Source organism: Lactiplantibacillus sp. ME-2 (assembly GCF_022549155.1).
GTDB lineage: Bacteria > Bacillota > Bacilli > Lactobacillales > Lactobacillaceae > Lactiplantibacillus > Lactiplantibacillus plantarum.
On sequence record NZ_JAKZEQ010000096.1, the window covers coordinates 1 to 2295 of the forward strand.

The 2295-nt window shown below is 41.4% G+C and carries 3 protein-coding genes; all 3 read left to right on the top strand.

Annotated features, from left to right (window positions below):
* The first annotated feature begins 84 nt into the window (after positions 1-84).
* The 3 genes from MMY95_RS15415 to MMY95_RS15425 are packed head-to-tail and all read left to right on the top strand — an operon-like array spanning position 85 to position 2218.
* Positions 85-267, top strand: a complete 183-nt coding sequence (locus MMY95_RS15415) for a hypothetical protein (protein WP_057779393.1) — start codon at positions 85-87, stop codon at positions 265-267.
* The gene (gene tnpB / locus MMY95_RS15420) at positions 257-607 is read left to right on the top strand and encodes an IS66 family insertion sequence element accessory protein TnpB (protein WP_128522169.1); all 351 of its coding nucleotides are present in this window, start codon (positions 257-259) and stop codon (positions 605-607) included. The genes MMY95_RS15415 and tnpB overlap by 11 nt, the downstream gene beginning before the upstream one ends.
* A 60-nt stretch (positions 608-667) precedes the next feature.
* Positions 668-2218, top strand: a complete 1551-nt coding sequence (locus MMY95_RS15425) for an IS66 family transposase (protein ID WP_241277808.1) — start codon at positions 668-670, stop codon at positions 2216-2218.
* The last annotated feature ends 77 nt before the right edge of the window (positions 2219-2295 follow it).

The following is a 2295-nucleotide window of genomic DNA, read 5'->3' on the forward strand; positions in this document are numbered from 1 at the left end:
CGTAAGCACCCAATAACAAACCGGCTATAATTACGCACTTCAGTGCGATAGAATCACTTTATCAAATATGATGAGGTGATTTTTTTGAATAATGACCAAGAAATTGTCCAAGTGAAATTGGATCAACCAAAAAATTATCAGGCCGCTACTGCCAGTAAAGCTTTTCAAATGAAGTTAGGTGAAAATAAGACTGTTCTCGTCTACAACCGAATCAATAACTACATTCTGGATGCATTATTAAAGGCGGTGTTTAGGAATGATCATTGATATGAAACAACTCCACGGTATTTATTTGGTATGTGGCAAGACCGATTTGCGACGTGGAATTGACGGATTGGCTAACGTTGTCAGCCAGCAGTATAGTCTTGATCCATACAGTAAATCGCTATTTATGTTTTGTGGCACACGGAAAGATCGGTTTAAAGCACTACTTTGGGATGGCGATGGATTTCTGTTACTTTATAAGCGGATTGAGAATGGAAGACTTCAATGGCCGCGTAATATGAATGAAGTCAAAAAGCTCCATTCAAAGCAACTTGAGAGACTACTTTCAGGGTGGTCATTAGAATCTTCGATAAAACAGAGCACACCGCCCAGAAAACACTAGGCACCGACGGTGACCAGTGGTAAAATCATGCCAACACAACAATGAACGGTGGTGGTATGCATGACATCAACTGAAGAATACTTGCTTAAGAAAAATCAGGAACTGCTGAAACAACAAACTGAATTTTTGAAAGAAATCAAGCAGCTCAACGAAAACATTGCGTACCTGACCAATAAGTTATATGGGCGTCATTCTGAAAAACTTGATGATCCTAATCAACAATCGTTATTTGAGGACAATGGTGTTTTTACCGAACCAGAGCAGACTGGCCAACAAAGCGAAGAACCGGAAGTAACAACCGGCGAAAACGGTAAGACACGTAAACCGAAACGAAAACGATCTGAGATTATCAGTACTGATCTTCCGACGGAAGATGAAGTCCATGAACCAATGATAAAACTGTGTCCGCAGGGGCATGACCTCCAACGAGTTGGTAAACATTATGTGCGACAAGAAGTTCGCGTGATTCCGGGTCGACTATATGTCGCCAACATATACGAGGCAACTTACAAATGTCATCAATGTGACCAACAAGATGCGATTAGCCATCTCTACCAAGGAAATGCGCCGTGGGCGTTAATACCTCACAGCATGGCATCGGCTTCTTTAGTGTCTGAAATTGCTTATCACAAATATGTCCTCGGTACACCGCTATATCGACAAAAAGGATATTGGAAAAACCAAGGACTAGATTTGAGCGATAAGACTATGGGTAATTGGATGATTGCTTGTGCCCAGATTGTGAAGCCGGTTTATGATCTACTCCGACAAAATTTGGTATCCCAGAAATTCCTTCAAGGTGATGAAACGCCCTATCAAGTTTTACAAGAGCCGGGTAAATTAGCCACCAGTAAATCATATATTTGGCTTGCACGAACCATCGGTCGTGCCCAACATCAAATTGTATGCTATCACTATGCAGATAGTCGGGCAGGAAAAGTGGCGCAGCAACTATATTCCGGATTTACAGGAGTTCTTCAGTGTGACGGCTACTACGGCTATAACGCCATTGCGGACTCAGTTGAACATGTTGGCTGTTGGGCCCATGTACGACGTAAGTTTTACGACGATGCCAATATCGACAAGAAACATTTCAATGCATCAAAGGGATTAACTTTAATTGGTCAGATGATGCATGAAGAACAAAAGTGGCGAAAATGGGATAGTGTTGCACGATATCAGGCACGCCAAAAGTATCTAAAGCCATTACTTGATGAATTTTGGCAGTGGTGCGATATGGCAGATGTCCTTCCTAAAACACGTTTAGGAAAAGCTATTGCCTATGCACAGGGTCAACGAACTGCATTAAATCGAGTTCTACTTTATGGCGAAGTCGATTTTACCAATAATGCATCGGAACGTAATATGAAAAGTTACGTCATCGGCCGTAAGAACTGGCTGTTCTCAACCAGCCCGCAAGGCGCTGAAGCAAATGCCATCTGGATGAGCATCGTTGAAAGTGCCAAAGCAAACAAAACCAATCCCAGAGAATATATTGAATTTTTGTTAAAAAACGTGTCACAGCTCTCAAAACAAGAAATTGAGAATAAACTGGAGGCTTATTTACCATGGAATTATAACTCTTCATCGATTAAGCAAGTTGAAGCTTAAAATCAAAATTGAGTCATCATCTCAAAATTCGAGGTGATGGCTCAATTAATTTTGCCGGTCTGTTATTGGGTGCTTAC